The organism is Microbacterium sp. CH-015 (genome assembly GCF_049707015.1).
Lineage (GTDB): Bacteria > Actinomycetota > Actinomycetes > Actinomycetales > Microbacteriaceae > Microbacterium > Microbacterium aurum.
Genome location: NZ_JBNAFJ010000002.1, coordinates 281,230 through 296,116, shown reverse-complemented (window position 1 = coordinate 296,116; position 14,887 = coordinate 281,230). Strand labels below are relative to the sequence as shown.

The 14,887-nt window shown below is 71.6% G+C and carries 14 protein-coding genes and 1 tRNA gene; 6 read left to right on the top strand and 9 right to left on the bottom strand.

Translation table 11 applies throughout. The features are described 5' to 3' along the window. Positions 1-32 precede the first annotated feature (32 nt). Together ACPYN4_RS06220 and ACPYN4_RS06215 are read left to right on the top strand one after the other, a co-directional pair. A complete protein-coding gene (locus ACPYN4_RS06220) occupies positions 33-1,151 on the top strand; it encodes a YlbL family protein (RefSeq protein WP_287271419.1) in 1,119 nt (372 codons plus the stop codon). Between the two features lie 41 nt (positions 1,152-1,192). Continuing rightward, positions 1,193-4,105 carry a UPF0182 family protein gene (locus ACPYN4_RS06215; protein ID WP_424445906.1) on the top strand — a complete coding sequence of 971 codons (2,913 nt, stop codon included), beginning with the start codon at positions 1,193-1,195 and terminating at the stop codon, positions 4,103-4,105. Positions 4,106-4,251: 146 nt separating this feature from the next. Here ACPYN4_RS06215 and ACPYN4_RS06210 read toward each other — a convergent pair whose 3' ends face one another. From ACPYN4_RS06210 to idi, 7 genes are read right to left on the bottom strand one after another with little or no spacing between them, the layout of a single operon-like run. Next, positions 4,252-5,124 (bottom strand): prenyltransferase, encoded by an 873-nt coding sequence (locus ACPYN4_RS06210; protein WP_239280507.1) that lies wholly within the window; start codon positions 5,122-5,124, stop codon positions 4,252-4,254. After that, entirely contained in the window at positions 5,121-5,477 is a 357-nt protein-coding gene (locus ACPYN4_RS06205) for a lycopene cyclase domain-containing protein (RefSeq protein WP_239280508.1), read from the bottom strand. The genes ACPYN4_RS06210 and ACPYN4_RS06205 overlap by 4 nt, the downstream gene beginning before the upstream one ends. Beyond that, positions 5,474-5,821 (bottom strand): lycopene cyclase domain-containing protein, encoded by a 348-nt coding sequence (locus ACPYN4_RS06200; protein WP_239280510.1) that lies wholly within the window; start codon positions 5,819-5,821, stop codon positions 5,474-5,476. The genes ACPYN4_RS06205 and ACPYN4_RS06200 overlap by 4 nt, the downstream gene beginning before the upstream one ends. A gap of 1 nt (position 5,822) precedes the next feature. Beyond that, the gene (gene crtI, locus ACPYN4_RS06195) at positions 5,823-7,409 is read right to left on the bottom strand and encodes a phytoene desaturase family protein (RefSeq protein WP_424445905.1); all 1,587 of its coding nucleotides are present in this window, start codon (positions 7,407-7,409) and stop codon (positions 5,823-5,825) included. Continuing rightward, positions 7,406-8,254 carry a phytoene/squalene synthase family protein gene (locus ACPYN4_RS06190; protein ID WP_424445904.1) on the bottom strand — a complete coding sequence of 283 codons (849 nt, stop codon included), beginning with the start codon at positions 8,252-8,254 and terminating at the stop codon, positions 7,406-7,408. Before ACPYN4_RS06190 ends, crtI begins: the two co-directional genes overlap by 4 nt. Further along, positions 8,251-9,327 carry a polyprenyl synthetase family protein gene (locus ACPYN4_RS06185; RefSeq protein ID WP_424445903.1) on the bottom strand — a complete coding sequence of 359 codons (1,077 nt, stop codon included), beginning with the start codon at positions 9,325-9,327 and terminating at the stop codon, positions 8,251-8,253. Before ACPYN4_RS06185 ends, ACPYN4_RS06190 begins: the two co-directional genes overlap by 4 nt. Next, entirely contained in the window at positions 9,309-9,872 is a 564-nt protein-coding gene (gene idi, locus ACPYN4_RS06180; protein ID WP_076692154.1) for an isopentenyl-diphosphate Delta-isomerase, read from the bottom strand. Before idi ends, ACPYN4_RS06185 begins: the two co-directional genes overlap by 19 nt. Positions 9,873-9,936: 64 nt before the next feature. On the opposite strand from idi, the gene ACPYN4_RS06175 reads away from it, so the two are divergent. Beyond that, positions 9,937-10,410, top strand: a complete 474-nt coding sequence (locus ACPYN4_RS06175) for a MarR family winged helix-turn-helix transcriptional regulator (protein WP_424445902.1) — start codon at positions 9,937-9,939, stop codon at positions 10,408-10,410. Between the two features lie 89 nt (positions 10,411-10,499). On the opposite strand, the gene ACPYN4_RS06170 is transcribed toward ACPYN4_RS06175, so the two are convergent. After that, positions 10,500-10,573 (bottom strand) — tRNA-Met (locus ACPYN4_RS06170). A 92-nt stretch (positions 10,574-10,665) separates the two neighbouring features. Between ACPYN4_RS06170 and ACPYN4_RS06165 the strand changes: the two genes are divergently transcribed. Together ACPYN4_RS06165 and ACPYN4_RS06160 are read left to right on the top strand one after the other, a co-directional pair. Continuing rightward, positions 10,666-11,178, top strand: coding sequence for a DUF6328 family protein (locus tag ACPYN4_RS06165; protein ID WP_232321742.1), 513 nt, complete (start codon positions 10,666-10,668; stop codon positions 11,176-11,178). Then, complete coding sequence (locus ACPYN4_RS06160; protein WP_076690445.1) at positions 11,175-11,978, top strand: carbon-nitrogen hydrolase family protein; 804 nt, start codon at positions 11,175-11,177, stop codon at positions 11,976-11,978. Before ACPYN4_RS06165 ends, ACPYN4_RS06160 begins: the two co-directional genes overlap by 4 nt. A gap of 10 nt (positions 11,979-11,988) precedes the next feature. Here ACPYN4_RS06160 and ACPYN4_RS06155 read toward each other — a convergent pair whose 3' ends face one another. Beyond that, on the bottom strand, positions 11,989-13,200 hold the full coding sequence (locus tag ACPYN4_RS06155) for an aminotransferase class I/II-fold pyridoxal phosphate-dependent enzyme (RefSeq protein ID WP_424445901.1): 1,212 nt from the start codon (positions 13,198-13,200) through the stop codon (positions 11,989-11,991). 101 nt (positions 13,201-13,301) lie between these two features. Here ACPYN4_RS06155 and ACPYN4_RS06150 point away from each other — a divergent pair, with 101 nt between their 5' ends. Further along, a complete protein-coding gene (locus tag ACPYN4_RS06150; protein ID WP_076690447.1) occupies positions 13,302-14,861 on the top strand; it encodes a S1C family serine protease in 1,560 nt (519 codons plus the stop codon). Positions 14,862-14,887 lie beyond the last annotated feature (26 nt).

The window sequence follows — 14,887 nt, the reverse complement described above, 5'->3', positions numbered from 1 at the left end:
CGATCGCGAACGATCGGCCGGAAAGGTCTGACGTGGCATTGTTCGACGAGAACACGACGATCGTGCCCGCGCGTCGCGCGCCCATGAGCCGCACGACGCTCATCGGCGTCTGGTCGCTCGCGGTCGCGCTCGTGGCGCTGCTGGCGCTCACCCTCATCCCGACGTCGTTCGTCATCCAGCGCCCCGGTCCCGTCTTCAACACGCTCGGCACCTCCACCGACGCCGCCGGCGACGAGGTGCCGCTGATCTCGGTGTCCGGCGCGGAGACCTTCCCCACCTCCGGCTCGCTCGACCTGCTGACCGTGCAGGTCGTCGGCAACCGCGACCGGACGCCGTCGTGGTTCGAGCTGGCCCTGGCGTGGTTCGATCCGTCGAAGGCGGTCATCCCGATCGATCAGGTGTTCCCGCAGGGACAGAGCACCGAGGAGCGCAATCAGGAGAGCGCCGTCATGATGGTCGACTCCCAGAAGGAGGCGACCGCTGCGGCGCTGACGGAACTCGGCTACGACGTCAAGCCGATGGTCCGCGTCTACGCCCTGACCGACGACTCGGCGGCGGCAGGCGTGCTCGAACCCGACGACATCATCCGTGCCGCCGACGGACAGCCCATCACCGAGACCGATGAGCTGCGGGCGATCATCAACGACGCCGACGGGGCGCCGGTGCAACTCACGATCGACCGCGACGGCCAGACGCTCACCGAGAGCATCACCCCGAAGCAGGCCACCGTCGACGGCGAGACCACGTGGCTCATCGGCATCACGACGCTGCACGACTACGACTTCCCGATCGACGTCACGATCCAGCTCGACAACGTCGGCGGACCCAGCGCGGGCATGATGTTCGCGCTCGGGATCATCGACACCCTCAGCGACGGCGACCTCAACGGGGGCGAGCAGGTCGCCGGAACAGGCACGATCGACTCCTCCGGAACGGTCGGGCCGATCGGCGGCATCCGGCAGAAGATGTACGGCGCGAAGGATGCCGGTGCCACCTGGTTCCTCGCCCCGAAGGACAACTGCGACGAGGTCGTCGGGCACATCCCCGCGGGGCTGCGCGTGTTCTCGGTCGCCACCCTCGACGACGCGCTCGACGTGCTCGCCGCCATCCGCGGCGACGGCGACCTGGACGCGCTGCCCACCTGCGAATAGCCACAGCATCCGCCCAGAGTCGGCCCGCCTAGGATGGAGGGGTGACCACGACCTCAGCGCCGAACCAGGCCACGCCCAATCCCCTCCGTCGCGCGATCGCGATCACGCTCGCCGTCATCGCCGCCATCGTGGTGGGGTTCTTCGTCTTCGCGAGTCTCTACGCCGACTGGCTGTGGTTCGACCAGCTGGGCTTCTCGAGCGTGCTGTGGACGCAGTGGACCGCGCGTGTGGTGATGTTCGTCATCGGGCTCCTCGCGATGGCCGTGCCGGTGTTCGTGGCGATCCAGCTCGCGTACCGGCTGCGCCCGGTCTACGCACGGCTGACGTCGCAGCTCGACCACTATCAGGAGGTCGTGGAGCCGCTTCGGCGCCTGGCCATGTGGGGCATCCCGGTCTTCTTCGGGTTCTTCGCCGGCTTCGCCGCATCGGCGCAGTGGGAGACCGTGTGGCTGTGGGCCAACCGCGTGGACACGGGTGTCTCGGACCCCCAGTTCCAGATGGACACCGGGTTCTACCTGTTCTCGCTGCCGTTCTTCACGACGGTGCTCGGCTTCGCATCGGCGGTGCTGCTCGTCTGCCTCATCGTGACGGCGCTGGTGGCCTACCTCTACGGGTCGGTGCGCGTCGGGCAGCGGGAGCTGCGCATCTCCAAGGCCGCGCGCATCCAGCTCGCGGTGCTTGCGGGGCTCTACCTGCTCGTGCAGGCGGTGAGCCTCTGGGTCGACCGGTACAAGACCCTCACGTCGCAGGGCGATCGGATCACCGGCGCCAGCTACGTCGACGACCATGCCATCATCCCGGGCCTGACGATCCTCGCGATCGCGGCGGTCATCGTCGCTGCGCTCTTCTTCGTCACCGCGATCGTGGGGCGCTGGCGCTTCCCGCTGATCGGCACGGGCCTGCTCATCATCTCCTCGCTGATCGTCACCGTCGCGTACCCGTGGGTGCTCTTCAACGTCTCGGTGCGCCCCAACCAGGAGACGCTCGAGAGCCCGTACTACCAGCGCAACATCGACGCCACGAAGGCCGCGTACGGCATCGACGGGCTGGAGAAGAACGACTTCCAGGCGGTCACCGACGTCGAGCCCGGGCAGCTGCGGGCGGATGCCGAGACCACGGCATCCATTCGCATCATGGACCCCGCGATCATCTCGCCGACCGTGCGGCAGCTCGAGCAGTACCGGGCGTACTACAAGTTCACCGACCCGCTCGACGTCGACCGCTACCAGATCGACGGGCAGAGCCAGGACACCGTCGTCTCGGTGCGCGAGCTGAACATGGACGAGCTCGGCCAGGCGGCGTCGTGGTACAACACGACCCTCGTCTACACCCACGGCTACGGCATGGTCGCCGCGAAGGGCAACGAGCGCACCGCCGACGGCAACCCCGTCTTCGTCGAGCGGGGCATCCCCACCACCGGCGCCCTGACCACGGGGGAGGAGTACGAGCCGCGGGTCTACTTCGGCGAGTCCTCGCCGACGTACTCGATCGTCGGCGCCCCGGAGGGTCGCGACTCGATCGAGCTGGACTATCCGCGCGGCACCGACGGCGGTGCGCGCACCACGAACACCTTCTCGGGCAACGGCGGGCCGAACATCGGCGATCCGTTCAACCGGCTGATCTACTCGCTGAAGTTCCAGTCCACCGACATCCTCTTCTCCGACGCGATCAACGAGGAGTCGCAGATCCTCTACGACCGCAGCCCCGTCGAGCGCGTGCAGAAGGTCGCGCCGTACCTCGAGCTCGACAACGACCCGTATCCGTCGGTGGTCGACGGCCGGATCGTGTGGATCATCGACGGCTACACCCTGAGCGCGGACTACCCGTACTCGCAGGTCGTGAGCCTGCGTGACGCGATCAGCGACACCACCAACACGACGCCGCGCGTCGCGCTGGACGACGTCAACTACATCCGCAACTCCGTCAAGGCGACCGTGGATGCGTACGACGGCTCGGTGACGCTGTACGCGTGGGACGAGACCGACCCGCTGCTGCAGGCGTGGCAGAAGGTGTACCCGTCGACGCTGAAGCCGGTCTCGGACATGAGCGGCGACCTCATGAGCCACGTCCGCTACCCGACCGACCTGTTCAAGGTGCAGCGCGCCATGCTCGGCACCTACCACGTCGACGACGCGCAGTCGTTCTACCAGCGCGACAACGCCTGGAAGACGCCGGACGACCCGACCCAGACGAACCCCGTGCTGCAGCCGCCGTACTACCTGACGATGCAGATGCCCGATCAGGATGCGCCGAGCTACTCCATGTTCACGACGTTCATCCCCGGCGGCGACGACACGCGCAACGTCCTCATGGGCTACCTGTCGGTGGACTCGGATGCCGGGGCCGAGGACGGCACGAAGAACGAGAACTACGGCAAGCTCCGGATGTTGGAGATCAACGCCGAGACGCCCGTCCCGGGCCCTGGTCAGGTGCAGAACACGTTCAACGCCGACCCCGCCGTCTCCGCGTTCATCAACATCCTCAAGCAGGGCCAGTCGCAGGTGCTCAACGGCAACCTGCTGACCCTTCCGGTCGGTGGCGGCCTGCTGTACGTGCAGCCGGTGTTCGTGCAGTCCTCGGGCTCGACGAAGCTGCCGACGCTGCAGAAGGTGCTCGTGGGCTTCGGCGACCAGATCGCGTTCGAGGACACCCTGCAGGGCGCGCTGGACGTGCTCTTCGGCGGTGACTCCGGCGCGAACGCGGGCGACGGCGGCACCGAAGTCACCCCGACGCCGGCACCGACCGGGTCCGCCGAGCCGGGTGACGGCGGCGCCACCGACGGCGGTTCGGGCACCGGCACGGACGTCGCGTTCCAGGCGGCACTGCAGGAGGCGCAGCAGGCGATGCTCGACCGCCAGGCGGCGCTGACCGCGGGCGACTGGACGAAGTACGGCGAGGCCGATGCCCGGCTGACCGCCGCCGTCGAGAAGTTGCTGCAGCTGAGCGGCGACTGACCCGCATCCTCGTCGCGAGCCGGTCCGTTCCTCGAGCGGGCCGGTTTTCGTCGAGCGGGCCCGCTACGGCGGGCGGGAGCGGGCGCACTCGACGACGTTGGGCGCACTCGGCGTGACGCGGCTCGGCGGAGTCAGATGCGGCGAGCTCAGCCGCCCAGGGTGTACCAGATGAGCAGCAGCGTCACGGCGAAGCCGGTGAACTGATTGAGCCAGAGAAAGCGATCCCAGCCGCGGGTCGCGGTCGCGGCATCCGCGTCGGCGACGCTGCGATACGGCCAGACCGTCGCCAGGTACGGCACCGCCAGCAGCGCCGCCAGGGGGCCCGGCCAGCTCGAGGCCAGCATGACGAGGCCCGCGAGCGCGTAGCAGCCCAGCGCGAGTCGGACGGTGCGCTGCGCGCCGAACGCGGTCGCGATGGAGCCGATGCCCGCCTCGCGGTCGGCGACGACGTCCTGCACAGCGCCGAACGCGTGTGAGGCGACACCCCACAGGGCGAATGCCGCGATGATCGCCGCGAGCGGCCAGGTCCAGGTCGCGCCGGCGAGGACGAGCCCGTAGACCGCGGGGGAGAAGAAGTGGATGCTGCTGGTGACCGAGTCCGCCACCGGACGCTCCTTCAGGCGCAGCGGAGGCGCGGAGTAGAACACGACGAAGAACAGGCTCGCCGCCAGCACGAGCCACGAGGCGGGCGACCCGGCGGCGAGCAGGAACGCGACGAAGGGGGCGCACGACAGTCCCGCCGCCCAGAGGGTGATCCGGTGGAAGCGCCGATCCAGGACCGCGCCGTGCGCACCGCCCTTGCGCGGATTGCGCAGGTCGGATTCGTAGTCGAAGACGTCGTTGATCCCGTACATCGCGAGGTTGTACGGGACGAGGAAGAAGAGCGTGCCGACGATGAGGACGGCGTCGATCTCGCGCGTGGTCAGCAGGTACGCCGCCGCGAACGGGTAGGCCGTGTTGACCCAGCTGACCGGCCGAGAGGCGACGAGCAGCTGCCGGGCGGTCGCGGTCGCGGTCACGAGGCGGACTCCTTCGGGCTCGATGACGCGGGGCGGGAGGGGCGGCCGGTGCGCGGCCGCAGGAGGTCCGCGATCGCGGGCAGCAGGAAGGCCGCGACGACCGGGTAGGCGAGGTCTTCGACGGGGGCGAGCCCCACGCGGATGCGGCTGATGAGGTGCTCCGGGTAGGTGAACAGGCCCGCCGCGATCATGAGGTTGTCGAAGACGATCGTGAGGAGCACCAGCACGACCGCCGTGATGGCGGAGGCGGCCAGCCGCCGCCCGACGCGGGGCCGGCGCGCCCGCACGGCGGCCGCGGCGACGACGACCGCGGCGAGGAGGGCGAACGGGACGATGATGAGCGCGTAGGTCACGGTGCCTCCGCCGGGCGGGGCGCCGGATCACGCCGACGGGTGACGCGCCGCCGCGCCGCGGCGTCGACGACGAGGGCGAGGTAGCAAAGGAAGGCCAGGAACACCGGCTCCTCGAGCGGCAGGTGCGGCGCGAGGTCGATGCCGAGCAGCGCGGGGCTGTCGCCCTTGACGAAGACCCCGGTGGCGATGCCGACGGCATCCCACGCCACGAAGAACGCGGTCCCGAGGACGATCGCGCCGGCGGTGCGCCCCGGCGCCGCCCAGAACGCGAGACGGAAGCGCGCGTCGAGGGCGGCAATGCCTGCCGCCGAGACGAGCAGGGCGAGGAGGTACAGTCCCGGCACGTCAGACCGTCCGGCCGGTCGCGCGGGTCGTGTCCGGCTCGGGCAGCCGGGCCGCTGTGGCGTCTCCACGCAGGCGCTTGGCGACCAGTTCGGCGGAGATGAGGCACATCGGCAGTCCGATCCCGGGGAGGACGGAGGTGCCGGCGTAGTAGAGCCCTGCGACCTTCCGTGCCGCGTTGCGCGGGCGGAAGACCGCACTCTGGCGGAGGGTGTGGGCCAGGCCCAGCGCACCGCCCCGCCACGCGCCGAGGTCGGCCTCGAAGTCGGCGGGCGCGATCGTCCGGCGCACGCGGATGCGGGAGGCGAGATCGGGGATGCCGGTCCACTCGGCGATCTGCGCGATGACGCGGTCGGCGGCGGCCTCGATCGCGGGCGCCCCGGCCCCGTCGACACCGCCGTGACCGAGCGCGGGGTCGGCCGGCATGGGGACGAGGACGAAGAGGTTCTCCCCGCCGGCGGGGGCGACGGTCACATCGGTCGCGGACGGGCGGCAGACGTACAGCGACGCCGGATCGGGGATGCGGGAGGCGTCGCCGCGGCCGAACACGGCCCCGAAGTTCTTGCGCCAGTCGCGGGAGAACAGCAGCGTGTGGTGGGCGAGCGCGGGCAGCTCGCCGTCGACGCCCAGCAGCACGAGCAGGGCCCCCGGACCCGGATTGCGTCGCCGCCACCAGCGCTCGGAGTAGGTGCGCTGCGACGGGGGCAGCAGGCGGGTCTCGGTCGTGTGCAGATCGGCCGCCGAGACGACGACGTCGGCGTCATGGACGGTGCCGTCGGCGAGGCGGATGCCGGTGGCCCGCCCGGCATCTGTCACGATCTGGGTCACCGGCGAACCGGTGCGGATCTGCACGCCCTGCGCCCGCGCGACACGGGCGACGGCGGCGATGACCTCGGTGAATCCGCCGCGGGGGTACAGCACGCCCTCGTCGAGGTCGAGATGGCTCATGAGGTGGTACAGGCTCGGCGCGTCGAACGGCGAGGTGCCGAGGAACACCGCCGGGTAGCCGAGGATCTGCCGGAGCACCGGATCGCGGAAGCGTCGGGCGACGTGGCGGTGCAGCGAGCGGACGAGGAGGGGGACGAGGCGGGGGAGCTGCCGGATCACGGCGCGGTCGCGCAGCCCGCGGGTGGAGGTGTACGGGTCGTAAAGGAACCGCGAGACCGCGAGCCGGTAGGCGTCGGCCGCGGAGTCGAGGTAGGCGTCGATCAGCGCACCGGCTCCCGGCTCGCGGGACTCGAACAGCTCGCGCGCGGCTGACCGTCCCGAGACGACGTCCACCGGCGCCGCAGGACCTGCGCCCGCGTCCGGCTCGGGGTAGACACGGTAGGCGGGGGTGAGCGGCACGAGGTCGAGCTCGGCGGCGGCCGTCGTGCCGCACAGGCGGAAGAAGTGCTCGAAGACCTCGGGCATGAGGTACCAGCTGGGGCCGGTGTCGAACCGGAACCCGTCCTGCTGCCACGAGCCGGCGCGGCCGCCGATCTCGTCTCGCGCCTCGTGCACCGTGACATCCCACCCGTCGCGGGCGAGGAGCGCGGCGGTCGCGAGTCCCGCGATCCCGGCGCCGACGATGACGGCGGAGCGGCTCATGCGACGCGCTGCCGCTGCGGGAGGCCGATGACGGCGCGCGCCGCGATCGAGGCCTTGACGGGCGCGGGCACCGACACGCGGACGCTGTCGTCGGCGACGCGGAGGCGCCGTGCGAGCTCGGCGAACAGGCCGTGCGCGGTCGCGACGGCACGGCGGCAGTCGGCGGGGAGGTCGGGGATGGCGCGAGCCGCCGCGGCGAGGTCGGCATCGATCCGGGCGAGCACGGCCGCGCGGTCGCCGCGGTCGCCATGCAGGCCCAGGTAGTCGCGGCCCAGTCGGCTCTCATCGTCGGCGCGGTCGCGGAGGAAGTTCACGTCCTGGAACGCCGCCCCCAGACGCCGCGCGCCCTCGATGAGGTGCGGCGCAGGGGCGAGAGGCGTCCGCCGTCCGGCGTTCACGAAGACCTGCAGGCACATGAGGCCGACGACTTCCGCGGAGCCGTAGACGTAGGCATCGTGCGACGCGCCATCGTGCTGCGTGCGGGTGAGATCGGTGCGCATCGAGGCGAAGAACGGCCGGACGAGCTCGCCGTCGATGCCGCACTCGCGGGCGGCCAGGGCGAAGGCGTGCACGACGAGATCGGTGCTGAACCCGCGGTCGATGGCGGCCAGGGTCTCGGTTTCGAAGTCGTCGAGCAGCAGCCGCTGCGTGGCCGCCGGCACGCCGGCGTTCTCGGCGGCGCCGTCGACGATCTCGTCGGCGACGCGGACGAGGGCGTAGACGCTCCGGACGTGGCTGCGCACGCGGGGACCGAGCAGGCGGCAGGCGAGCGCGAACGAGGTGGAGTAGGCGGCGATGACGGATGCCGCGGCATCCTGCGCGCAGCGATCGTAGAGGGTCGTCACGGGATGCGCCCCTCGATCGCGGCGGCGACGGTCGCGAGGAGTGTGACCGCGGCGGCCGGCAGCTCCGGCGAGGCGGCGTGGCCGCGGGCGCGGCGCAGACGGCCGGTCACGAGGGCGACGAGATCGTCGCGGGCACCGCTGGCCTCCAGCTCGCGTTGGGCGCGCCGCACGGCGATGGGGCCGGTGTGGGCCACGGCGAGTGCCGAGCTGACCTGGGGCCACGAGGCGGTGTCGCGGGCGAGCGCGATGAGCGGCGTGCGCTTGGCCTCTCGAAGGTCTGCGCCGGGGGCGCGCCCCGCTTGCCGGCGGGTGCCGAAGGTTCCGATGAGGTCGTCGACGAGCTGGAACGCCAGTCCCAGGTCGGCCGCTGCCGCCGCCAGCGGCTGCCGCGCGGCGTCGGGGGCGCCGGCGAGGATGGCACCGGCCAGGAGCGGAGCTTCGAAGGAGTACGTCGCGGTCTTGTCGTGGGCCGCGCTCAGCAGCGCGTCGGTGCCGGGGCAGTCGGCGCGGGCGGCATGCTCGACGTCGGCGAGCTCACCGGCCGCGGAGACGAGCATCGCCTCGTCGAGCAGGTCGAACATCGCCGCGCGGGCGCCCTCGTCGATCGCCGCGGTGGCGACCAGGCGCGACGCCTCGAACAGCAGGAGGTCGCCGGCCAGCACGGCCGCGGCGTCGCCGACAGCGGCGGCCTGACGCGCGTCGGCGCCGTAATCGCGGGCGCGGATGCGGAAGCGTCCGCCGACAGTGGGGGCGCCGCGCCGCTCCACATCGCCGTCGATGAGGTCGTCGTGCACGACGAACGCGGTGTGCAGCAGCTCGAGGGCCGCCGCGACGTCCCAGACGCCCGGCTGGCGGTCGGCGTCGCCGTCGAACGCGCGGAAGGCGGCGACGAGCAGCGCGGGGCGCAGTCGCTTGCCGTCGGCCGCCGCCGCGCGCGTGGCCGCCCCGAGGGCCGCGGCGCCGTCGCCCAGGCGCGCGGAGCGCTGCTCGAGCCGGGACAGCGCCGCCGTGATCGCGGCATCCACCCGCTCGCGGGAGGGGGCATCGAGCGCGATCACGACGCCCGGTCCCATCGCGCCGCCGGCGGCGCCGGGGTGTCGAAGATGCCGAGCTGCTCGGCCTGCAGCACGAGCCAGGGGCTGAACGCCCACGGCGTCGCCCGCAGCGAGACCGCCAGGTCGGCGGGGTCGACCCACTGCGCGTCGGCGACCTCGCGCGGGTTCAGTCGCGGTTCCGCGTCGACGAGGGCGGTGTAGACAGGGCAGATCTCGTACTCGACGATGCCGCTGGCGTCCACCGCGCGGTAGCGGAATAGGGGGAGGGCGAGCCGCACGTCGTGCAGCTCGAGGCCGAGCTCCTCCGCGGCGCGCCGGTGGACGGCGTCGGAGACCGGCTCGGCGGGACGAGGGTGGCCGCAGAAGGAGTTGGACCAGACGCCGGGCCAGGTCTGCTTGTCGAGCGCCCGGCGCGTGACGAGCGTCTCGCCGCGTGAGTTGTAGACGTGGCACGAGAAGGCCAGATGCAGGGCGGTCTCGGTGCCGTGGACGCTCGCCTTCGGGGCGGTTCCGATCTCCTGCCCGTCCTCGTCCAGAAGCACCACGTATTCTGTCGCCGACACCATCTTCTCCCTATTGCTAGTTTAGCTAGCGATTTCCAGTGATACTACCTTTGAACGAGGGGAGGTGTCCACCGTGGTGGAGAGATGGGTGCCGCGCACCGCGCGCGATGAGCTCGTGATGGCGGCGATGGCCTCGGTGCGCTCGTTCACCGACGCCATGGACCGGATGCACGGCGGCATCCGCTCGGACATGGACATGAACGCGACCGACCTCGCGGCGCTGCGCATGCTGATCGTGCGCGAGCAGCGGGGGGAGTGGGTGTCCCCGCACGAGATCGCCGAGCACCTGGCGATCTCGACCGCGTCGACGACGAAGCTCCTCGACCGGCTGAGCGAGAGCGGACACGTGGAGCGCCGCCCCCACCCGCACGACCGACGCGCGCGGATCGTGGCCATCACCGAGCACGCCCGCCGCGAGTTCTACCGCCGTTTCGGGGAGCGGATGGTGCGGATGCGCGAGTCGATGGCCGACTACAGCGATGATGAGCTGCGCGCCGTCATCCGCTTCCTCGGCGACATGGAGGAGGCCTTGGGCTGAGACCGGCGCCGCCGTCGGCTCCGCGCTGCGGGAGGACGCCCGAACCGGAAACGAAGAAGGCGCCCCGTGCGGGACGCCTTCTTCTTTCGTTGCGGGGACAGGATTTGAACCTGCGACCTCTGGGTTATGAGCCCAGCGAGCTACCGAGCTGCTCCACCCCGCGGCACGTTGAATAGCCTAACACGGGTTCGAGGCGGCGGTCGCATCCGGCGGGCGTCGTTGCCCTCCGACGGCTGAGCGCGCCAGGATGAAGGCATGACCGAGCCCCCGATGCTGCGCGACCGCGTGCCCGGGGACGACCGCGCCGACGGGCGCGACGAGACACCCAACGAGCGCGCCGACCGCAACTGGACCGAAGTGCTGCAGGAGCTGCGCGTCCTGCAGACCGGCACGCAGATCCTCACCGGGTTCCTGCTGGCGCTCGCCTTCCAGCCGGCGTTCGCGGATCTCGATCAGGGTCAGCGCGTCTTCTACCTCGTCCTCGTGGTGCTCGCGACACTCAGCGCGGTGATCGCGCTGGCGCCGGTGGCGCTGCACCGCATGGTGTTCGGCCGCCGCGAGAAGGGAACGGTCGTGCGATACGGCCATATCGCGCTCATCACGGCGCTCGTGACGGTGTCGGTGCTGCTGGTCGGGGTGGTCGCCTTCGTCTTCGACGTCGTGCTGGGGGCGGCGGCCTCATGGATCATCGGCATCGCCGCCGCGGTCGTGCTCATCACCCTCTGGGGCATGGTCCCGGTCATCCTGCGGGTGCGGGGGCGATCGTGAGCGAGGATGCCGTCGGGATCGCCGTGGCGCAGTTCGCCCCCACCGCCGACACCGCGGCGAACCTCCGCACGATCGCGGATCTCACCGCCCGTGCCGCGGCCCGGGGCGCGAAAGTCGTGCTCTTCCCCGAGTACGCGAGCTACTTCGTCGACCCGTTCGACCCTTCCCTGGCCGCGCACGCGGAGGACCTGGACGGCCCGTTCGCGCAGACGCTGCGGGAGATCGCACGCCGCCACGGGGTCGTCGTGGTCGCCGGGCTCGTCGAGCGCGGGGAGGGAGAGCGGGTGCGCAATGCCGTCATCGCGGTGGATGCCGAGGGCCTCCGCGCGGTGTCGCGCAAACTGCACCTGTACGACGCGTTCGGGCAGCGCGAATCGGACTGGGTCGAGCCGGGTGAGATCACCGATCCGCAGACCTTCGAGGTCGGCGGTCTGCGGTTCGCCCTGATGACGTGTTACGACCTGCGCTTCCCCGAGGTCGCGCGGCGGCTCGCCGACGCCGGCGCCCACGTCGTGCTGGTGGCCGCGGAATGGGTGCGCGGTCCGCTGAAGGAGCACCACTGGCGGACGCTGCTGCGCGCCCGGGCCATCGAGAACACCCTGTACGTCGCGGGCGCCGATCACCCGCCACCCCTCGGCGTGGGCGCCTCCGTCGTGGTCGATCCGCAGGGTGTGGAGATCGCGGGCATCGGAACCGGCACGGACGTCGCGGTCGCCTTCGCGGATGCCGGCAGCGTCGAGCGGGTGCGGCGCGTCAATCCGGCGCTGTCCCTGCGGCGCTTCCGCGTCGACCCCCGCTGACCTCGTCGGGTCAGGCGTCGGCCAGCGCCGCCAGTCGGCGCCCGGCCTCCGCGATCACCTCGGTGCGCTTGCACGCCGCGAAGCGGACGAGACTCGCGTACTGGCCGCGTCGCTCGGTGGAGGCGAACGCCGTGAGCGGGATCGCGACCACCCCGGCGCGCTCGGGGAGCGTGCGACAGAAGTCCGCGGCATCCGTGCCCGGGGCCATGAGATCGGCGGCGTCGGCCACCGTGAAGTACGACCCGGCGGCGACCGACACGGCGAAGCCGGCAGCGCGCAGGCCCTCGCCGAGGAGGTCACGCTTGTCGCGGAGCGTCGCCGCGGCACCGTCGAAGTACGCGTCCGGGAGGCCGAGAGCCGCGGCGATCGCGTGCTGGAACGGCGTGCCGTTGGTGTACGTGAGGAACTGCTTGACCGCCAGGACCGCGTCGACGAGGTCAGCGGGTCCCGTGACCCACCCGATCTTCCAGCCGGTCGTGGAGAACGTCTTGCCGGCCGACGAGATCGACAGGGTGAGCGCGGCGGCCCCCGGCATCGTCGCGATCGGCGTGTGCGGGCCGTTGAAGACGAGATGCTCGTAGACCTCGTCGGTGACGATGATGGCGTCGTGACGGTCGGCGAGACGGACGATCTGCTCGCGCACGGCGGCCGAGAAGACGGCGCCGGTGGGATTGTGCGGGTCGTTGACGAGGATCAGCCGGGTGCGGTCGCCGACGGCCGCCGCGAGCTCATCCGGATCGGGCTGGAAATCGGGCCACCGCAGGGGCACCGTGACGAGCTTCGCGCCGGCGAGTGCGACGCACGCGGCATAGGAGTCGTAGTACGGCTCGAACACCACCACCTCGTCGTCGGGGGAGTCGATGAGGGCGAGAAGCGTCGCGGCGAGTGCCTCGGTGGCGCCCGCCGTGATGAGGACCTCGCGGGCAGGATCGAGCTCGATGCCGTAGAAGCGTCGCTGATGGTCGGCGACCGCCTGCAGCAGGGCGGGGACTCCGCGGCCGGGGGCGTACTGGTTCTCCCCGGCGGCGATGGCCGCTGCGGCGGCGGCGAGCACCTCCGCGGGACCGTCCTCATCGGGAAAGCCCTGCCCGAGGTTCACCGCGCCCGTCCGCAGGGCGAGGCCCGTCATCTCGGCGAAGATCGTCGGCGCCGCCGCGCCGTCGGGCGACAGCAGGCCGGCACCGCGCGCGGTGCGGCGCCATGCTCCGGGAATGTCTCGCATCGCGCTCAGGCTACATGCATAGGCTGCGCCGGGTGGCGGCATAAGCAACGCACAGGAACCCGCGTCATCCTGGTGTCGTTCCGGGAAGAAGGAAAGCAGCCATGAGCGAGAACATCCCCTCCAACGTCGAGCCCCAGCCGGGTCAGGACGCCGCATCGCAGGATGCCGCGGCCACCCCCGCGCGCCCGCCGCTGCCGCAGCAGCCGGCCGCCCACGCCGCCGCGGCGCCGGCCGGCCAGCCCGCCGCCGCGCCCGCGCCGCAGGCCGGCGCCCAGCCGTACGCGTCGCAGGCTCCCTACACCGCGCCGAGCGCCCCCGCTGGCGCGCCCGCCTACGGTCAGCACGGCCAGCACGGCCAGTACGCGCAGCAGCCCACCGACGCCTACGCGACGGCCCCGGCATCCGGACTCCCCACCCAGGGTCACAGCCTGCACGGGCACGACGCGGGCGCGAGCGGTCACACCGCGGCTCCCGGGGCGAAGGTCGGTGCCGGCAAGATCGTCGGCATCATGGTGGCCGCCGCCCTCGTCGGCGGCGCGGCCGGCCTTGGCGGTGCCGCCGCGGGGACGTCGTTCTTCGCGCAGCCGCAGACGGTCGTCACCACCGGCCCCGGCGCCGTCACGGTCAACAACACCGACTCGGTGAACCAGACCACCGCGATCGCGGCGAAGGTCGTGCCGAGCGTCGTGACTATCTCGGCATCCTCCGGATCGTCGGGCGGCACCGGCTCGGGGGTCATCCTGAGCGAAGACGGCTACGTCGTGACCAACACGCACGTCGTGACACTCGACGGCGAGACCTCCGACGCGAAGCTCACGGTCACGACCTCGGACGGCAAGGTGTACTCCGCCACGATCGTCGGCACCGACCCGACCTACGACCTCGCGGTCATCAAGCTCGACGACGCGTCGGGTCTCACGCCCATCACGTTCGGCGACTCCAGCAAGCTCAACGTCGGCGACCAGACCGTCGCCGTCGGCGCCCCGCTCGGACTGTCCAACACGGTCACGACAGGCATCGTCAGCGCGCTGAACCGTTCGATCCAGATCGCCTCGTCCGCCGCTCCCGAGGGCGACGACACGCAGCAGGGCCAGGGCGACTCGCCGTTCCAGTTCGACTTCGGTCAGGGCCAGCAGCAGTCCTCCGCGACGAGCACGATCTCGATCGCCGTCATCCAGACGGATGCCGCGATCAACCCCGGCAACTCCGGCGGCGCACTGGTCGACGGTGAGGGCAAGCTCATCGGCATCAATGTGGCGATCGCCTCGACCGGCAGCTCCAGTTCGAGCCCGTCCGGGTCGATCGGGGTCGGGTTCTCGATCCCGTCCGACATCGTCAAGCGCATCACCGACGAGATCATCGCCGACGGTGCCGCCACTCACGGCCTGCTGGGCGCCGGCGTGATGGACGCCGCCGCGCAGGAGGGCGCGACCACCGCGGGCGCCTACATCAGCGAGGTCACCGCCGGCGGCGCCGCCGCCGAGGCCGGGCTACAGAAGGGCGACGTCGTGACGTCGTTCAACGGGGTGCCGATCAGCGACGCGACCGATCTGACCGCTCAGGTGCGCGCCCTCGCCGCCGGATCGAAGGCGACCATCGTGTACGAGCGCGACGGCAAGACGCTGTCGGCGACCGTGACCCTCGGCACGCTCACGCAGTAACACTCGACACGCGGCCCCGGCGTCAT

Bases quoted from the DNA above. Each gene is read 5' to 3' on its own strand.
- crtI (WP_424445905.1), bottom strand. From the start codon at position 7,409: ATGAGCCGCTCCGCCGTCATCGTCGGCGCCGGGATCGCGGGACTCGCG.
- ACPYN4_RS06185 (WP_424445903.1), bottom strand. From the start codon at position 9,327: ATGGGACCGGGCGTCGTGATCGCGCTCGATGCCCCCTCCCGCGAGCGG.
- ACPYN4_RS06165 (WP_232321742.1), top strand. From the start codon at position 10,666: ATGACCGAGCCCCCGATGCTGCGCGACCGCGTGCCCGGGGACGACCGC.
- ACPYN4_RS06155 (WP_424445901.1), bottom strand. From the start codon at position 13,200: ATGCGAGACATTCCCGGAGCATGGCGCCGCACCGCGCGCGGTGCCGGC.
- ACPYN4_RS06150 (WP_076690447.1), top strand. From the start codon at position 13,302: ATGAGCGAGAACATCCCCTCCAACGTCGAGCCCCAGCCGGGTCAGGAC.